This window comes from Sphingomonas sp. CFBP8993 (genome assembly GCF_034044895.1).
In the GTDB taxonomy this organism is placed as follows: Bacteria; Pseudomonadota; Alphaproteobacteria; order Sphingomonadales; family Sphingomonadaceae; genus Sphingomonas.
In genome coordinates this window covers 478,007-494,145 of sequence record NZ_JAXCWU010000001.1, presented here as the reverse complement: position 1 = coordinate 494,145, position 16,139 = coordinate 478,007, and the positions used below count along the sequence as shown (strand labels likewise).

Sequence of the window (16,139 nt, the reverse complement as noted above, 5' to 3'; positions counted from 1 at the left end):
GGACGAATATGACGCGATCGATCGGGCGGCTTTTGGCCGGTGTGGCCTTGGTCATTGCTCCCGCCACTATCGTGGACGCGAGGGTTGCTGCGCGGGCCCAGGCGGCGCGCGCGACCTCTCAGTCCGCCGACGCCCGTTTCCGGGCCCTTGCCGAAGCGGAGTATAAATGGCGCATCAGCCAGAGCGCCGCAGACGAGGATAGCGGCAGCGCCGGATCGCGTCAGTTGCCCGATGTCGGCCCTGCGGCCCAGGCGGAACGACTGGCGCGTTGGGAGGCGACCGCCAAGGCGCTGGACGCCATCGATCCCACCCGGCTCTCGGCCAATACCCAGATCGACTATATGGTCTATCGCGGCCAGATCGACGCGCTGCTCGCGGCACAGCGCTTCCGGGAATATGAAAAGCCGCTGACCGCCGACACCAGTTTCTGGGGCAATCTGGCCAGTTGGGCGCGGGGCAGCTTCACCACCGAACGCCAGTATCGCGACTATCTGGCAATGCTGCGCCAGATGCCGCGTTACTATGACCAGCAGATCGCCAACATGCGTGCGGGCCTCGACCGGGGTTTCACCGTGCCGCGTATCACGCTGAAAGGGCGCGATATCGGCGTGGCGCAGGTGGTTGATGCCGGGACCGGTGAGGACCAGCCTTTCTACGAACCGTTCCGCAAGATGCCCGCCACCATGGCTCCGGCGACGGCCGCCGCACTCCGGGCGGAGGCCAAGGCCGCGATCCGTGACAACGTGCTCCCGGCCCATGCACGGCTGCTCGCGTTTCTTCGCACCGATTACATGCCGCGCGCGCAGGTCAGCACGGCGGCCTATGACCTGCCCGACGGCAAGGCCTATTATCGTTCGAAGATCCGCGAATATGTCACCGCCGACATGAGCCCGGAGCAGGTCCACGCCATCGGCCTTTCCGAGATGCAGCGGATCCGCGCCCGCATGGACGGGGTGATGAAGGAGGTGAAGTTCCAGGGCGACTTCCCGGCCTTCCTGACGTTCCTGCGCACCGATCCGCAATTCTATGCCAAGACGCCGCAGGAACTGCTCGACCGCGCGGCCTGGTTCGCCAAGAGCTTCGACGGCATCGCCTCGCAGTGGTTCGGGCGCCTGCCGCGCAGCCGGTTCGCGATCAAGCCGGTGCCCGCCGATTTGGCGCCCTTCTACACTGCCGGGCGCGGTGGCACGGGCATTTACCTGGTCAATACCTATGACCTGCCATCGCGCTCGCTCTACGCGCTGCCCGCGCTGACCCTGCATGAAAGCGCGCCGGGCCATGCCTTCCAGATGCCACTGGCGGCAGAGAATAAGGACCTGCCGCGTTATCGGCGCGACAGCTATCTGTCGGCCTATGGCGAGGGCTGGGCGCTGTATTGCGAGGCGCTGGGCGAGGATATGGGCTTTTACAAGACACCTTATGATCGGTTCGGCATGCTGTCCTATCAGGCGTGGCGTGCGGCCCGACTGGTCGTCGATACCGGCATCCACGCCATGGGGTGGAGCCGCGAGCGGGCGCAGGCATATCTGCACGACAACACCGCTCTGTCGGACCACGAGATCGAGACCGAGGTCGATCGCTATATTGCATGGCCGGGCCAGGCCCTGTCCTATTATATGGGCCAGCTTGCCTTTCAGCGGGCGCGCGCAAAGGCCGAGAAGGCCTTGGGTCCGAAGTTCAACATCCGCGCTTGGCACGATGCGATGCTGCAACTCGGCTATGTGCCGCTGCCGGTCATCGACCGGCGGACGGATCGCTTCATCGCAGAGGGTGGCAAGGGGCCTTATCCCGACGAGGAATGATGATTGACCGATCGCGCTGAATGCGATAGCAACAGTATACGATATCTAAAACAATAGCAGGAAGACAGATAGTGAGCATCGGCTGGCGTGGCGTATTCCCCGCAGTGACGACCCAGGTTCGGGAGGATCTGTCGATCGACCTCGCCGATACGCAGCGTGTCGTTGACGATCTGGTCAATGACGGCGTAACCGGCGTGATCGCACTCGGCACGGTCGGCGAGAACAACTCGCTCGATTATGACGAGAAGGTCACGGTCCTGACCGCGATCGTCGAGGCGGTGGCGGGGCGCGTGCCGGTCATCACCGGCTGCTCGGAATATGACACCCGCCGTGCGGTCCGTTACGCCCAGGCCGCCGAAAAGGCCGGTGCCGACGGCCTTATGCTGCTGCCGCCGATGGTCTATGTGCCCAAGGCGCATGAGCTAGTGAACCACTTCAAGGGCGTGGCGGATCAGGTCGGCCTGCCGATCATGCTCTACAACAACCCGCCCGCCTATCGCACGGTCATCGACCAGACGGTCCTGGAAGCGCTGATCGACGTGAAGAACATCGTGGCGGTCAAGGAGTCGGCACCCGATACCCGCCGCTTCACCGATTTCCGCAATGCGTTCGGCGATCGCTACGTCCTGTTCGCGGGCCTCGACGACGTCGCGCTCGAGGGGCTTTACCTCGGTGCGCAAGGTTGGGTTTCGGGCCTGACCAATGCCTTCCCGAAGGAGTCGGTCGAGCTGGTCGCCGCTTTCGAGCGTGGCGATCATGCCAAGGCGATGGAAATCTATCGCTGGTTCATGCCGCTCCTTCACCTCGATGCCGAGCATGACCTGGTCCAGTCGATCAAGCTGGCCGAGCAGGTCATGGGCCGTGGTTCGGAGCGCGTCCTGCCGCCGCGCTACGTCCTGGAGGGCGCGCGTCGTGCCGAGGTGATTGCGATGGTCGAAAAGGCCGCCGCGACCCGCCCGACGCTCGGCCAGGCCAAGGCCGCCTGATGGCGACGGCGCTCTCGTCCGATGGGTTTGCGCCTGATGAGGGGCGGGCCCTGGGCGGGGGCGCGATCGTCGTGCAGACCCTGGCGGACCGGATCTTCGCGATCGTTCGCGAACGCATCATCGCGGGAATGATCCCCGCCGATCGTACGATCCGCCAGGATGCGCTGGCCGCCGAACTGGGCGTCAGCAAGATTCCGCTTCGCGAGGCCATGGCCCGGCTGGAGCAGGAGGGGCTGCTCCTGGGCGTGGCCAATCGGGGATACCGGATCGCGCCATTGTCGGCGGCCGAGGCCGAGGATATCTACAGCCTTCGCCTGAAGCTGGAGCCTGCGGCGGCGGCCCGTGCCGTCGGGATGGCCGACGATGCCGACCGTGCCAGCCTGATTGCCGCATTCGAGGCGCTTGATCGGGCTGCCAGCGACGACCTGGCGCGGGTCGCCATCTGCAACCGGCAATTCCACATGGCGATGGTGCGCCCGATCCGGCAACCGCTGACCATCCAGATCATCCGGCAGCTGGCGCTGCTCGCCGAGCGCTATGTCGTCGCGCATCTCCAGCCTGCGGGACGCGATGCGCGGGCGCATCTGGAGCACCGCGAACAGCTCGATGCCTTTCTAGCGGGTGATGCGGTGCGGCTTCAGGCATTGCTTGACGCGCATATCCGGTCCACGCTGGCCGACCTGAAAGGCGGGATCGTGCCCGTCGATTGAAAAGCATAAGCCCATGGGGCGGGGGGATTATTCACCATCATGTTCGGACCATTCAAACCGCTGGGCGGCGCCACCCGCCATGCCGAGGGACAGGCGCTCGCCAAGACGCTGAGCTGGCCGCATCTGATCGCGCTGGGTGTCGGCGCGATCGTCGGCACCGGCATTTACACGCTGACCGGCGTCGGGGCGGAGCGGGCAGGGCCCGCCGTCATCCTGGCCTTTGCGATCGCCGGGGCGGTCTGCGCCTGTGCCGCACTCGCCTATGCCGAGCTCGCCACGCTGATCCCGGCAGCGGGCAGTGCCTATACCTTCAGCTATACCGCGCTGGGCGAAACGCTGGCCTGGGTCGTCGGCTGGAGCCTGATCCTGGAATATTCGCTGGCCTGCTCGACCGTCGCGGTGGGCTGGTCGGGCTATCTGGTCGGCTGGATCCAGGCGGCGGGCGTGCACCTGCCGCCCGAACTGTTGTCGGGCCCGCATGGCGGCGGCATCATCAACCTGCCGGCCGTCCTCGTCGCCTTGTCGGTCATGGGCATGCTGATCGCGGGCACGCGCGAGAGCGCGACGCTGAACATCATCCTCGTCATCGTGAAGCTCGTCGCGCTGGGCGTCTTCGTCGCCTTTGCCGCACCGGCCTTCAATGCCGACAATCTCCACCCGTTCATGCCGTACGGTTTTGCCGCGCATGAAGTCGACGGCGCCAAGCGCGGCGTGATGGCGGCCGCCGCGATCGTGTTCTTCGCCTTTTATGGCTTCGACGCGGTTGCGACCTCGGCCGAGGAAGCCAAGAATCCGGGGCGCGACCTGACCATCGGCATCGTCGGATCGATGCTGGTCTGCACGCTGATCTATATGGCGGTCGCGGTCGCCGCGATCGGCTCGCTGCCGTTCCAGCAGCTGGCGAACTCGCCCGAGCCGCTGGCGCTGGTCCTGCGGTCGCTGGGCCAGCCGACCGCTGCGCACCTGATCGCGCTGGCTGCCGTCATCGCACTGCCCTCGGTCATCCTGGTCATGATGTACGGGCAGAGCCGCATCTTCTTCACCATGGCGCGCGACGGGCTGCTGCCGCAGTCGCTGGCGGTGGTCAGCAAGCGGAGCGGCGCGCCGACCCGCATCACGCTGGTCACCGGCGTATCGATCGCGTTGGTCGCGGGCATCTTCCGCCTGGATGAGATTGCGGAGCTGGCCAATGCCGGTACGCTCCTCGCCTTCATCGCGGTCGGCGCCTGTCTGATGGTGCTGCGTCGCAAGGCCCCCGATGCCAAGCGGCTTTTCCGGTGTCCGCAGCCCTATATCGTCGGCACGCTGGCGATCCTCGGCTGCCTGTATCTCCTCTTCAGCCTGCCCGGCTCGACCATCATCCGCTTCGTGATCTGGAACATCGCGGGGCTGGCCTTCTACTTCGCGTACGGACGGCGTCGCAGCGTAATGGCGGCGCGCTGATCGGTTTCTCGCCCCCGGACGCGACGTCCAGGGGGGAGGGCTTTCCAATCGATACGATTAGTTCTATACCGAGCGTTATGAAAAATATCCTGCCCGCGTGCAAAGGGCGTCCGCGCGAATTCTGCACCGAACAGGCGCTGGCCTCCGCGCTCCGCGTATTCTGGAGCAAGGGGTATGAAGGCGCGTCGATGACCGACCTGACCGAGGCGATGGGTATCACCAAGCCCAGCCTCTATGCCGCCTTCGGCAACAAGGAAGCGCTGTTCCACAAGGCGCTCGACCTCTACGAGGCCGAGAAGCTGGCCTATATCCGCGACGCGCTCGACCAGCCGACCGCACGTGGCGTCGCCGAACATCTGCTGCGCGGCGCATTGGAGGCGATGACCAGCCAGTGCGAGCCGCAGGGTTGCCTGGGCGTAATCCATTCGGTCGCCTGCGGCTCGGAGGCGGAGTCGATCAAGGCGGAGGTCGTGTCGCGGCGGGCATCGTCGCAGGCGGCGATCGTTGCCCGGTTCCAGCGCGCGGTCGACGAGGGCGATCTGCGTGACGATGTCGACCCGAACGGGCTCGCCAACCTTCTTTATGCCTTGTTGCAGGGAATGGCCGTGCAGGCCGGATCGGGCGTTTCGCGCGAACAGCTCGAAAGTCTGATCGTCACCGGGCTGGTACTCTGGCCGTCACGCTGACGGCGAATATTTACATACCACCCGGTATAAAATGCTTGACGGCTGTACGCAGCATTAATATACCAACCGGTATCGAAGGCAAGTGCCTTCCTGCAAGTATAAAGGCGAGACAGCAGTACCGACGGCGTGGGGCCGTCGACTTCGACGGGCGATGGTCTGTCGGGGCGGGATGTCGCGCGACGGAAGAGGGGTTTCATCATGGCCTATGTCGCTTTTCAGGAAATCGGCGCGGCGCGGATCGCGCGTGATGCGGTGCTGGCGCAGCAGGGTGCTGCGGCCGTTCGTCCCGACGCGCGTCTGTCGGCACTCGAATGGCAGGTCGTGGCGCTTGCCCGCCGCGACCGGGTTTCGAGCCTGCGCGAGCCGAGCCGCCTGACCCGCGCGATCAGCAACATCTTCGGCGAAACCCGCAATCCGCGCTTGGCCGATCCCTCGCTGGAGGCATTGCGCCGGATGGCCGTGCTCAGCTGGCACAATGGCTATAGCGTGCCTTCGCATGAGGTGCGGGCATTCCTGGCCTCGGGCTATTCGGCCGACCAGTATGAATTGATGGTCGACAGCATCGCGGTCGCTCTCAGTGATTCGCGGCGGGCAGCGCGCGGTGTCGCGGCGGAGTGAGGCTGCACCGCGCCGACGCCCCCTTGCCCTTTGCGGTACCTAGCGTACCTTGGGGGCAGGATCAGCGACGGAGCAGATCATGGCGGCCGAACTGCGTCTGAACGACCCATTCTCGATCATCACCCTGTCCATGGCCACGCCGGGTGATAAGGCCGACCGCGCCATGCCGTGGGAAAACCTGTTTGCGTGGCCGCGGCGGGGCGATGTGCAACTGGCCCTAGACGACCATTCGCGCGAGGCGCGTGACATATGGGCAACCCGGCTGGACCATGCGGTGGCGCAGGCCGACAAGGCCGTGCTGCTGGTCGCCGAAGGGGCCGCATGCCTCGCCAGCATCTGGTGGGCACGCCTGTCGCCCAGCCATTATGTCTCGAAAGTGGCGGGCGCGGTCTTCTTCCAGCCGCCCGCGCCCGGCGCGCTCGACCGGCAGGGGGGGCAGCTCTTTGCTTCGCCCGATATCGCCTTGCCCTTTCCCTCACTGGTCGCGGATCCATCGATGCGCGGGTCGGCATTGGCGCAGCTTTGCGGCGGACGCCTGCTGGAGGCGCCGGTCGCCGCTCCGGTTCCGACAGGCATGTGGCGGCAGGCGCAACGGCTGATCGAACGGCTGTCGGCGGGTGTCGTCGAACAGGACCTGCGTGTCCTGCGTACGCTGGGCGTCGCCGATCGTTCATAAAAAACGGCCCGACGGAGTGCGATCCGCCGGGCCAGTCATCCGCCGCAGGGAGCTTCCATTGGCGAGGCAGGAGCGGCGAGGGGGCAAACGGCCCCGCCACCGAGAGAGAAACTACGGGCCAGCCGCACCATTGGCGGCGGTTTCATTCTCCGACAGCACATCGTTCGAAAGCGCGGCATTGTCGGCCGGGCCGAAATCGTCATTCGCCAGTCCATCGCCGCCAAGCGTGGCGACATTGCCGTTGTCCGTCGCCGTGACGTTCGCCGAACCCTGGGGCGAACAGGCGGCCAGCGCCAGCACTGGGATCGTCAGAATCATCGGCAGGCTGTGGCGTCGCGTCATTGGTTCGATCCCCTTGGCAGTCGTGTATGGGCCTATTCGGCTTGCAGGATTTAATACAGACCAAATTGATGGGATATAAGCACGAGAAATCTTGGGAGCGCGATAGCTGGGCTTTGTGGCGTAGCGTGGTGGTCGCGATCCTGGCCCTGGTCACGTGCCGGACGGCACAGGCGCAGGTGCCGCAGACGGGCGAAGCGATCGACGAGCGCGCCGCCCTCATGATCGATGCGACGCAATATGCCGCCGCTTCCGGCCAGTCGCCGGATGCCGCCTTTCGGGCGCTGACGGTGCAACAGGCCTCGGTCGCGCTGACCGACGCACTCCAGTTGGAGTTTGCTGACCGCCTAGCGGGACTGTCGGTTGGCCATGCCCCGTTCCATGTCGATCTGCTGCTGACCGGTGATGCCCCCGTGGCCGATCGGACCGTGATGGTCGCGGGGCAGCCGGTGCTCGTGCGGTTTCGCACCGGGGCCTTTGCGACCCATGCCCAGTTGATCGTCGCGCTCGCGCTGCACCAGACCGAGATACGCGCCAGTCTCTTACGGCCGCCCGGCATGGGTATCGATCCGCGCATCGGCGCGCTGGTGGTGATGGTGTCGCGCGCCGATCTGGAAGTCGAGCCGGCCGATGCCATGCGCGACCGTATCGCGCGGCTGGCCGGTGTTCCGGTCCGCATCGCGACACTGGAGGCACCCGACAGGGACCTGGCCGATCTGCGGGGCGGCACACGCCTGGTGGGCGTCGATCCCGCCGATGGGCGGCGTTACGCCTGCACGAGCGGTTTCGTGGTCCGTCGCGGTGTCGAGAGTGGCGTCGTCACCGCCGCCCATTGTCCCGACGATCTGTCCTGGATCGACCGTGATGGGCAGGCGCAGCCGCTGCGTTTCGCGGGCCAGTGGGGCTGGGGCTATCAGGACGTTCAGGTCCATGTCAGCTCGACGCCGCTCGCACCGCTCTTCTGGAGCGACACGGCCAAGACCATCTCGCGGCGTGTCGTCGGGCTCCGTCCGCGCAGCGGCACTCGGGCGGGGGACATCGTCTGTCATCGGGGCGAGCGGACAGGCTATAGCTGTGCCGAGGTCTGGATGCCCGACTTCGCACCCGCCGGGGATCTGTGCGGCGGGGGATGTACCCCGACCTGGGTTGCGGTGCGCGGCCCGACCTGTCGCAGCGGCGATAGCGGTGGGCCCGTCTTTCTGGGCGGGACCGCCTATGGCATCGTCAAGGGCGGCAGCTATCGCGGCGACGGAAGCTGCGCGTTCTATTATTATATGTCGCTCGATTTCCTGCCCGATGGGTGGACGCTCGCGACCGGTTGAAGGATCAGATTATCGACCTACCGCGTTGGCCTGATCACGGAACAACGTGGCGGAAGGCCCTGATATGAAAGCGATGATCCTCGATGCGCCCGGCGGGCTCGACCGGCTGCGTATGGTCGAGCGGCCCGATCCGGGCGCGCCCGGACCGGGCATGATCCGGGTCCGGCTTCATGCGACCTCGCTCAACTATCATGACTACGGCGTGGTGTCGGGGCGGATGCCGACCGAGGATGGGCGTATACCGATGGCCGACGGCGCCGGGATCGTCGAGGCGGTGGGCGAGGGCGTCGATGATTTCGCCGCCGGGGACGCGGTCGTGACCTGCTTCTTTCCCGATTGGCAGGAGGGCCCGGCACGGGTCGGCGATTTCCAGCGTGTGCCGGGCGACGGTATCGACGGTTATGGCTGCGAGGTCGTCGTCGCGCCCGCCACCGCCTTTACCCGCGCGCCCAAGGGCTATGACCATGTCGAGGCCGCGACGATCACCACGGCGGGGCTGACCGCATGGCGAAGCCTGGTCGTCGATGGTGGGCTGAAAGCGGGTGACCGGGTGCTGGTGCTCGGCACCGGCGGCGTGTCGATCTGGGCACTGCAGATCGCGCGCATGATGGGAGCCGAGGTCGCCGTCACCTCGTCATCGGACCAAAAGCTTGAGCGGGCCCGCAGCCTGGGTGCGGCGCATGTCGTCAATTATCGGATGCAGCCGGATTGGGGCAAGGAGGTCTATCGCTGGGCAGGTGAAGGCGTCGACCATGTGGTCGAGGTCGGCGGCCCGGCAACGCTTGCCCAGTCGATCGACGCGGTACGGATCGGTGGCCATATCGGATTGATCGGCGTCCTGACCGGCCGCGCAGGCGAGGTGCCGACCGCCACCCTGATGGCCAAGCAAGCGCGGCTGCAGGGCCTGATCGTCGGCAGCCGCCGGATGCAGATGGAGTTCGTCCGGGCGCTGGACACCGCGCAGTGGCGGCCTGTGGTCGATCGCCGCTTTCCGCTGGCCGAACTGGCCGACGCCTTCCGGCTGCAAGAGAGCGGCGGACATTTCGGCAAGATCGGGGTCGAATGGTAACAAGACCGACCACATGTTCTCACCGGGGAGGCGGGAGCGGGACGGTCTGACGCTTTCCGCTCCCCCGCGTCTCAGCGGCCGAGCTGGGCCCGCAGATCGACGATGGTGGCACTGATATGGTCGATCAGGAAGCCCGCCACCCGCGCCTCGTCGCGTGCCAGCCAGGCGTCGAGCAGCGCATGATGCTCCTCATGCGCCCGGTCTTCGCGGCCTGCGGGCTTCAGGTGCTGAACCACATAACGCTCGGCCAGCACTTGCAACCGTTCGATCAACTGAAACGTCAATGCGGCACCGAGCGGCCGGACCAGCGCCAGGTGGAAGGCGCGATTGCGATGTGCGACCTCGTGAAGCGCATCGCTGGCCGCGACGTCAAGCGCGTTCAATGCCTCGCGCGCGGCATCCTGGTCAGCGGCCGTGGCGACGCGGGCGGCGCGGGCCGCGGCATCCGGTTCGATGGCGAGGCGAAGCTCATAGATTTCCTCGGCTTCCGCCGCGCCCAGCGAGCGCACGAAGAAGCCGCGATTGGCCTGGCTGGTCAGCAGGCCTTCCTGTTCCAGGCGCGCCAGCGCCTCGCGCAACGGAATTTTGCTGACGCCCAGTTCATTGGCCAGGGCGTCCTGCCGGATCGGCTGTTCTTCGGGAAGATCCCCGCTGATGATGCGTTCGCGGATGATCGTAAAGATCTGTTCGGACAGTGTGCGAACGACAAGGCTCATTAGTCTCTCTCATGCCGACAGGCCAAGAGAAGCCTGCAAAATTAGGACAATGGAATGCAATAAGTCAGTAACATAGACCTGTTTGCCACGACCTGCAAAGGGTATGAATTATTCCAAGGGAACACTGTCGCGCAGTTCACGAAGCCACGCAGTCGCGGTCCCATCCGATGGCGCGCGCCAATCGCCGCGCGGTGACAAGGCACCGCCGGGCGATACCTTCGGACCATTGGGCAGGGCCGAACGCTTGAACTGACTGGTCTGGAAGAAGCGGGTCAGAAACCGTTCCAGCCAATGGCGAATGGTCGCCAGATCATAGGCGACGCGTGCATCGTTCGGCAGGTCGTCGGGCCATCCACCCGCCTGGGCGTCGTGCCACGCATGCCAGGCCAGAAACGCGATCTTCGACGGCTTCAGCCCATAGCGGATGACGTAATGCGCGAAAAAGTCGTTGAGCGCATAGGGGCCGATCATCGCCTCGGTAGACTGCATCGCGCCGCTGGCATCGGCGGGCACCAGTTCCGGCGAGATTTCCTGCGCCAGGATCGCGGCGAGGACGCGATTGGTCTCGCCGTCATATTGTTCGGTGCGGATACACCAGCGGATGAGGAACTGGATCAACGTCTTCGGCACACCGGCATTGACGGCATAATGGCTCATCTGGTCGCCCACGCCATAGGTGCACCAGCCCAGCGCCAGTTCCGACAGGTCGCCGGTGCCCAGCACGATGCCGCCACGTTGATTGGCGAGGCGGAACAGATAATCGGTGCGCAGGCCCGCCTGGACATTCTCGAACGTCACGTCGTGCACCGGCTCGCCGCTGGCAAAGGGGTGCTTCATGTCCTTCAGCAGTTGCTGGGCCGCCGGGCGGATGTCGATCTCCTCGGCCGATACGCCCAGCGCGCGCATCAGCGCCCAGGCATGGGCCTTGGTCCCCTCGCCGGTGGCGAAACCCGGCATGGTGAAGGCCAGGATACGGTTCCGCGACCAGCCCAGCCGGTCGGTCGCCTTGGCTGCAACGATCAACGCATGGGTGGAATCGAGCCCACCGGATACGCCAATGACGAGTGTCTTGGCACCGCTTGCGGACAGCCGCTTGGCCAGCGCCTCGACCTGGATGTTATAGGCCTCGTAACAATCGGCATCGCGGCGCGCCGGATCGTCCGGCACGAAGGGAAAGCGATGGACCGGGCGGCGAAGACCGTGATCGGCCGCCTCCGCCCCGTGGACGAAGCCGATCCGCCGGAACCTCTGCTCGGGGTGCCCCGCAACGGCCGCCGCATCGTTGAAGGTCCCGAAGCGCAGCCGTTCCTGCAGGATCCGCTCGACATCGATATCGGCTGTGGTCAGCGACGGCTCGCGCAGGAAGCGCTCGGACTCGGCGATCGTCTCGCCCAGTTCGTGGATCAGGCCCTGACCGTCCCAAGACAGGTCGGTCGTGCTCTCGCCGATCCCGGCGGCCGAATAGACATAGGCGCAGGCGGCACGCGCGGACTGGGCCGCGGCCAGCATCGCCCGGTCGCGTGCCTTGCCGATGACGATGTTCGATGCCGACAGGTTGCAGCAGATCGTCGCCCCGGCCAGCGCGCCCAACGTCGAGGGCGGGGTGGGCGCCCAATAATCCTCGCAGATTTCGGCATGGAAGACGAAGCCGGGCAGATCCTCGGCCGCAAAGATCAGGTCAGTGCCGAAGGGCACGTTCTGCCCGTCGAGATCGATGGTCAGGCCGGTCAGCCCCGCGCCGCTCGAGAACCAGCGCTTTTCATAATATTCGCGGTAATTCGGCAGGAAGGTCTTTGGCACCACCCCCAGGATCCGCCCCCGCGCGATGACGATGGCGCAGTTGTAGAGCCGACCGTTCCGAGGCAGCGCCGCCCCGACCAGCATGACCGGCGACAGCGCCGCGCTGGCATCCACCATCTCGCCCAGCGCCGCGAGCGTCGCCGCGTGCATCGCACCCTGAAGATGAAGGTCGTCGATCGCATAGGAGGTCAACGACAATTCGGGAAAGACGATCAGGTCGACCCCGTCCTCATCCGCCCGCCGTGCGAGGTCCAGCATGGCCAGTGCATTGGCCTCGGCATCGCCGACCGAAGCCGCAGGCGTCGCGGCGGCGACGCGGATCAGGCCATGGGTGTGAAGCGCGTAAAAGGGGTGATCCTGCATTCTGCCGGGATAGCGGGGTGGGGAGGGGCGCGCCAGCCCGTGTGACTTGCTGGGGGATAGGATGCGAGGGTTTCCCTTAGCCTTCGACTTCACTCAGGCTGAACGGGGTGGGGATAAAACCCCGCGTACCCAAACATCCGTTCAGCCTGAGCGAAGTCGAAGGCCATGCCCAACCTATCCTGCTGCAATTCAAACCTCGCTGAGATAAGCGCGAGCGATACACCTTTGGCTGAGGCTCTATGACCATCACCCTTCACGGCATTCCCAATTGCGACACGATGAAGAAGGCCCGCATTTGGCTCGACCAGCATGGCGTCACCTATCGTTTCCATAACTACAAAACCGACGGCATCGACGAGGCCACGCTCCGCCGCTGGGTCGATCAGCTCGGCTGGGAGGTGCTGCTCAATCGTGCCGGGACCACTTTTCGCAAGCTGGAAGAGGCCGAGCGGCAGGACATCGACGCCGACAAGGCGATCCGCCTGATGCGGGCGCAGCCCTCGCTCATCAAGCGGCCGGTGCTCGACCGGGACGGCGCGCTCACCGTGGGGTTCAAGCCGGAGCGATACGCCGAAATCCTCTGATCCGGTTGAGGGGGGTGGAGCGCGGCGGTTGGCGGGGTTAAGGCGGCCTCATGTCAACGACCTACACGCTCGACACCGCGACCAGTCGCGCCAATCCCACGCCCGCGCCGATGAAGCGGCTGACCGTGCCTGCGATCCGTCGCGCCAAGGGCGGCACACCGCTCGTCATGCTGACCGCCTATACGGTGCGTTCGGCGCAGCTGCTCGACCCGCATTGCGACATGCTGCTCGTCGGCGACAGCCTGGGCCAGGTCATTTATGGCCTGCCGTCGACGGTGCCGGTCACGCTCCAGATGATGGCGGCGCACGGCGCGGCGGTCGTGCGGGGCAGCTATCATGCGGTCGTCGTCATCGACCTGCCCTTCGGCAGTTATGAAGCGAGCCCGGAAAAGGCATTCGAAAACGCGGCCGGGCTGCTCAAGGAAACCGGCGCCGCCGCGGTCAAGCTGGAGGGCGGCGTTGCGATGGCGCCGACGGTTCGCTTCCTGGTCGAGCGTGGCATTCCCGTCATGGGGCATGTCGGCCTGACGCCGCAGGCGGTCAACGTGCTTGGCGGCTATGGCGCGCGCGGCCGAACGCCGGAGGAAGCCGCCAAGATCGTTGCCGATGCCGTCGCCGTGGCCGATGCGGGGGCGTTTTCGGTGGTGATCGAAGGCGTGGTCGAGCCGATCGCGATCGAGATCACCCGCACGCTGGCCTGTCCGACGATCGGCATCGGCGCTTCCGCCGAATGCGACGGCCAGGTTCTGGTCGGGGAGGACATGCTGGGGCTGTTCGACCGCACCGCGCGCTTCGTTCGCCGTTATGAAACCATGGGCGAGCGCATCGGCGATGCCGCGCGCGCCTATGCCGAGGATGTCCGCGCCCGCCGTTTTCCGGGGCCCGAGCAGATCTATGCCCCGCGCGATGCGGGATAAATCAAGGCCGCTTCCCACCGGGCCCGCTCCTCGCTAAAGGTCGCGGCTTCATTGTTGCCTTGATCCAGAATAGCGGAGCCCGTCTTGGCCCTAACGCCCCAATCCAGCCATGCCTTCATGAGCGAGGTCGACGACGAACTGCGTCGCGAGAGGCTGACGACCTTCTGGACCCGCTGGGGCTTGATTATCGGAGGCATCCTCGTCGTCGTCCTCGCGGCATTCGGTGGCTATCTGTACTGGCAGCATCGCCAGCATCAGGCGGCTGCCGCGGATGGCGAGCAGTTGCAGGCCGCCTATGACGCGCTGGCTCAGAACGACGCGAAGGCGGCGGGCGAAAAGCTGAAAACGCTGGCCGGGTCGAATGTCGATGCGTACCGGGCGCTGGCCGAGTTCACTCAGGCCGACATCCTGCTGCAAAAGGATGACATGAAGGGTGCCTCGGCGCGGTTCGCGGCGATCGCCAACGACACCTCGCTGGCCAAGCCGTTCCGCGACCTGGCGCTGGTCCGCCAGACCATGGCCGAATATGACACGCTGAAGCCCGAGGCGGTCGTGGCGCGCCTCGGTGGCATGGCGGTTCCCGGCAACGCCTATTTCGGCAGCGCTGGCGAGATGGTCGCCGTCGCCTATCTGCGGATGAACAAGCGTGACCAGGCGGGCCGCCTGTTCGGGCAGATTGCCAGCGACAAGGATGTGCCCGATACGCTGCGGCAACGTGCTGTTCAGATGGCCGGTGTATTGGGGGTCGACGCGGTCGGCCAGAGCGAGGACACCAAGACCCAATGACGAAGAATTTCCGCACCTCCGCGGCGCTCGCCGCGCTGATGGCGCTGGGCGCCTGCGGGGTGTTCAAGTCCGCCCCCAAGAAGACGCCGACCGTGGGCAACCGCGTGCCGATCCTGGTGTCCGAAACCGGTGTCGAGGCCGACAAGACCATCGCCGACGTGCAGGTGACGCTGCCCGCGCCCGAGACGAACCCTGAATGGGCGCAGCCAGGCGGCAATGCGGCCAAGTCGATGGGCCAGTTGGCCCTAGCCGAGCAGCCTCGCCGGGTCTGGGATGCCACGATCAACGGCGGTTCGGCGCGCGATCCGCTGGGCGCCGCACCGGTCGTGGCCGAGGGCAAGCTGTTCGTCGTCGATGCCGAGGGCGACCTGGTAGCGTTGAACGCCGACACCGGCGCGAAGCTGTGGTCGACGCCGGTCACCGAGGGGGACGACAATCGTCTGGCCCGCTTCGGCGGCGGGGCGAGCTATGACAGCGGGACCGTCTATGCCACCGACGGCCTGGGCGATGTGATCGCGGCCAGTGCGGCCGACGGCAAGATCCTGTGGCGCGCCAAGCCGAGCGGCCCGCTGCGCGGTTCGCCGACGGTTGCCAACGGCAATGTCTATGTCCTGACCCAGGACAACCAGTTCTACGCGATCAACCAGGCCGACGGTAAGGTCGTCTGGGCCGGGCAGGGCACGCTGGAGACGCAGGGCGTGTTCGGCGTTGCAGCACCCGCCGCCAGCCAGGGCACGGTCGTCGCCGGTTTCTCGAGCGGTGAGCTGAACGCCTATCGCTACGAGAATGGCCGTATGCTGTGGCAGGATGCCCTGTCGCGGACCAGCATCTCGACCTCGGTGTCGACCCTGTCGGATATCGATGCCGCACCGGTGATCGACCAGGGCCGCGTCTATGCGCTGGGCCAGGGTGGTCGCATGGTGGCCCTGGAACTGTCGACCGGCCAGCGGTTGTGGGAACAGAATTTCGCAGGCATCTCGACCCCGTGGATCGCAGGCGAGTGGATTTTCCTGGTCACCGACGATGCGCGTCTGGTGGCGCTGGCCCGATCGAGCGGCAAGGCGCGCTGGATCGTGCAGCTTCAGCGTTTCCACAACGAAAAGAAGAAGAACGGCGCGATCACCTGGTTCGGTCCGATCCTGGCAGGCAACCGCCTGATCCTGACCAATTCCGAGGGGCAGATCGTCTATGCCAATCCGGGCGACGGATCGGTGCAGGCGACGGTCGAGGGCAAGACGCCTTTCGCCCTGCCGCCGATCGTGGCGAACGGGACGCTGTACGTCCTGGATCAAAAGGGGCGTATCAGCGCCTATAAGTGAGTT

16 protein-coding genes are annotated in these 16,139 nt (G+C 65.8%); 13 read left to right on the top strand and 3 right to left on the bottom strand.

Features of this window, described 5'->3' with window-relative positions; genetic code table 11:
- The first annotated feature begins 8 nt into the window (after window positions 1–8).
- The 7 genes from SOM26_RS02250 to SOM26_RS02220 all read left to right on the top strand — a co-directional run bounded on the left by SOM26_RS02250 (window position 9) and on the right by SOM26_RS02220 (window position 6,921).
- Window positions 9–1,802 carry a DUF885 domain-containing protein gene (locus tag SOM26_RS02250; RefSeq protein WP_320451094.1) on the top strand — a complete coding sequence of 598 codons (1,794 nt, stop codon included), beginning with the start codon at window positions 9–11 and terminating at the stop codon, window positions 1,800–1,802.
- A 71-nt stretch (window positions 1,803–1,873) separates the two neighbouring features.
- Entirely contained in the window at window positions 1,874–2,788 is a 915-nt protein-coding gene (locus SOM26_RS02245) for a dihydrodipicolinate synthase family protein (protein ID WP_320451093.1), read from the top strand.
- Entirely contained in the window at window positions 2,788–3,498 is a 711-nt protein-coding gene (locus SOM26_RS02240; RefSeq protein ID WP_320451092.1) for a GntR family transcriptional regulator, read from the top strand. Before SOM26_RS02245 ends, SOM26_RS02240 begins: the two co-directional genes overlap by 1 nt.
- A gap of 39 nt (window positions 3,499–3,537) precedes the next feature.
- The gene (locus SOM26_RS02235) at window positions 3,538–4,941 is read left to right on the top strand and encodes an amino acid permease (protein ID WP_320451091.1); all 1,404 of its coding nucleotides are present in this window, start codon (window positions 3,538–3,540) and stop codon (window positions 4,939–4,941) included.
- 77 nt (window positions 4,942–5,018) lie between these two features.
- Window positions 5,019–5,627: a TetR/AcrR family transcriptional regulator gene (locus SOM26_RS02230; protein ID WP_320451090.1), complete on the top strand. Its 609-nt coding sequence runs from the start codon at window positions 5,019–5,021 to the stop codon at window positions 5,625–5,627.
- 198 nt (window positions 5,628–5,825) lie between these two features.
- A complete protein-coding gene (locus SOM26_RS02225; RefSeq protein WP_320451089.1) occupies window positions 5,826–6,245 on the top strand; it encodes a hypothetical protein in 420 nt (139 codons plus the stop codon).
- Window positions 6,246–6,324: 79 nt separating this feature from the next.
- Window positions 6,325–6,921, top strand: a complete 597-nt coding sequence (locus SOM26_RS02220; RefSeq protein WP_320451088.1) for an alpha/beta hydrolase — start codon at window positions 6,325–6,327, stop codon at window positions 6,919–6,921.
- Window positions 6,922–7,032: 111 nt separating this feature from the next.
- On the opposite strand, the gene SOM26_RS02215 is transcribed toward SOM26_RS02220, so the two are convergent.
- Window positions 7,033–7,263, bottom strand: a complete 231-nt coding sequence (locus SOM26_RS02215; RefSeq protein WP_320451087.1) for a hypothetical protein — start codon at window positions 7,261–7,263, stop codon at window positions 7,033–7,035.
- 68 nt (window positions 7,264–7,331) lie between these two features.
- On the opposite strand from SOM26_RS02215, the gene SOM26_RS02210 reads away from it, so the two are divergent.
- Both SOM26_RS02210 and SOM26_RS02205 read left to right on the top strand, forming a co-directional pair.
- Window positions 7,332–8,582: a chymotrypsin family serine protease gene (locus tag SOM26_RS02210; protein ID WP_320451086.1), complete on the top strand. Its 1,251-nt coding sequence runs from the start codon at window positions 7,332–7,334 to the stop codon at window positions 8,580–8,582.
- 64 nt (window positions 8,583–8,646) lie between these two features.
- A complete protein-coding gene (locus SOM26_RS02205) occupies window positions 8,647–9,651 on the top strand; it encodes a zinc-dependent alcohol dehydrogenase family protein (protein ID WP_320451085.1) in 1,005 nt (334 codons plus the stop codon).
- A gap of 71 nt (window positions 9,652–9,722) precedes the next feature.
- On the opposite strand, the gene SOM26_RS02200 is transcribed toward SOM26_RS02205, so the two are convergent.
- Both SOM26_RS02200 and SOM26_RS02195 read right to left on the bottom strand, forming a co-directional pair.
- Window positions 9,723–10,367 carry a GntR family transcriptional regulator gene (locus SOM26_RS02200; protein ID WP_320451084.1) on the bottom strand — a complete coding sequence of 215 codons (645 nt, stop codon included), beginning with the start codon at window positions 10,365–10,367 and terminating at the stop codon, window positions 9,723–9,725.
- A 108-nt stretch (window positions 10,368–10,475) separates the two neighbouring features.
- Window positions 10,476–12,530 (bottom strand): NAD(+) synthase, encoded by a 2,055-nt coding sequence (locus tag SOM26_RS02195; protein WP_320451083.1) that lies wholly within the window; start codon window positions 12,528–12,530, stop codon window positions 10,476–10,478.
- A gap of 239 nt (window positions 12,531–12,769) precedes the next feature.
- On the opposite strand from SOM26_RS02195, the gene SOM26_RS02190 reads away from it, so the two are divergent.
- The 4 genes from SOM26_RS02190 (at window position 12,770) to SOM26_RS02175 (ending at window position 16,136) form a co-directional block, all read left to right on the top strand.
- Window positions 12,770–13,114: an ArsC family reductase gene (locus tag SOM26_RS02190; protein ID WP_320451082.1), complete on the top strand. Its 345-nt coding sequence runs from the start codon at window positions 12,770–12,772 to the stop codon at window positions 13,112–13,114.
- A gap of 50 nt (window positions 13,115–13,164) precedes the next feature.
- Complete coding sequence (gene panB / locus SOM26_RS02185; RefSeq protein WP_320451081.1) at window positions 13,165–14,031, top strand: 3-methyl-2-oxobutanoate hydroxymethyltransferase; 867 nt, start codon at window positions 13,165–13,167, stop codon at window positions 14,029–14,031.
- A gap of 117 nt (window positions 14,032–14,148) precedes the next feature.
- Window positions 14,149–14,817, top strand: a complete 669-nt coding sequence (locus SOM26_RS02180; RefSeq protein WP_320451080.1) for a tetratricopeptide repeat protein — start codon at window positions 14,149–14,151, stop codon at window positions 14,815–14,817.
- Complete coding sequence (locus SOM26_RS02175) at window positions 14,814–16,136, top strand: BamB-related PQQ repeat family beta-propellar protein (protein ID WP_320451079.1); 1,323 nt, start codon at window positions 14,814–14,816, stop codon at window positions 16,134–16,136. Before SOM26_RS02180 ends, SOM26_RS02175 begins: the two co-directional genes overlap by 4 nt.
- Window positions 16,137–16,139: the final 3 nt, after the last annotated feature.